This is a genomic window from Acidovorax sp. HMWF018 (genome assembly GCF_003061035.1).
Classification (GTDB): domain Bacteria; phylum Pseudomonadota; class Gammaproteobacteria; order Burkholderiales; family Burkholderiaceae_C; genus Acidovorax; species Acidovorax delafieldii.
Genome location: NZ_QAIM01000501.1, coordinates 2,936 through 4,073 on the forward strand (window position 1 = coordinate 2,936; position 1,138 = coordinate 4,073).

Consider the following 1,138-nt stretch of genomic DNA (forward strand, 5'->3'; position numbering starts at 1 on the left):
TGGCCCGGTGGACGATGCCGAGGACGACGACACCGTGGCGGGGCCCATCGCCATTGCCGTGGACGTGAACGAGGCCCCCGCCGACGCCACTGCAGCAGCACCGGCCGCCTAAGCCCCGGACAGCCCCTGATAATTGCCGGCGATGAAACTCCCTGCCTTCCTCCGCACCTTCAGCACGCTGCAGCTGGCGCTGGGCGTGTCCATCGCCGTACACGCTGCACTCATCTCCGTGCGCTTCATTGACCCCGAGGGCTTCAACCGGGTGTTCCAGGACACGCCGCTCGAAGTCATCCTGGTCAACGCCAAGTCGAACGAGCGGCCCGACAAGGCCCAGGCGATTGCCCAGGCCAACCTGGCAGGCGGTGGCGATGCAGAGAAGGGCCGGGCCACCAGCCCCCTGCCCTATTCGGCCCTGACCACCATCGGTGACGACTACGAAGAAGCCCAGCGCAAGATGGACGCGATGCAGGAGCAGCAGGCCCAGCTGCTGGCCCAGTTGCGCAAGCAGCTGGCCACCATGCCCGCGCCCGATCCGCGCCAGGCCAGCCAGAGCGGAGAACAGGCCAGCGAGCAGGAAAAGCGCCGCCAGCTGGTCAAGCTGCTGGCCGAGATAGAAAAACGCATCAACGAAGAAAACTCGCGCCCCAAGAAGCGCTACATCAGCCCCGCCACCCGCGAGGAAGCCTACGCCGTGTACTACGACGCGCTGCGCCGCAAGGTCGAGGACAAGGGCACCGAAAACTTCCCGGAGCAGGGCGGGCGCAAGCTGTACGGCGAGCTGACGATGATCGTCACCGTCAACCACGACGGCCGCGTGCTGGGCACCGAGATCGTGCAAGGCTCAGGCAACGGCACGCTGGACCGCCGCGCCGAAGCCATTGCCCGCGCCGCAGGGCCGTTTGGCGCCTTTGATGCCGAGATGCGCAAGAAGGCCGACCAGATCGCCATGGTGGCGCGCTTCAAGTTCACCCGCGACCAGACCCTGGAAACCGTTGTGAAGTAACTGCCCGGCGGGTGCGCAGCGAGGCCCTTCTCGCAGGCCGCCAAGGCCTCCACGCCCACCTGCCCGCCCCACAGAACACACAGCACGGCCGCCCGTACCGCCAGCCCCACGCCGCCCTAGCCACCCATGACATCC

General features: G+C 67.3%; 1 protein-coding gene. It reads left to right on the forward strand.

From position 1 onward, the window contains the following. The first annotated feature begins 142 nt into the window (after positions 1-142). Positions 143-1,003, forward strand: a complete 861-nt coding sequence (locus DBR23_RS21370; RefSeq protein WP_056746921.1) for an energy transducer TonB — start codon at positions 143-145, stop codon at positions 1,001-1,003. The last annotated feature ends 135 nt before the right edge of the window (positions 1,004-1,138 follow it).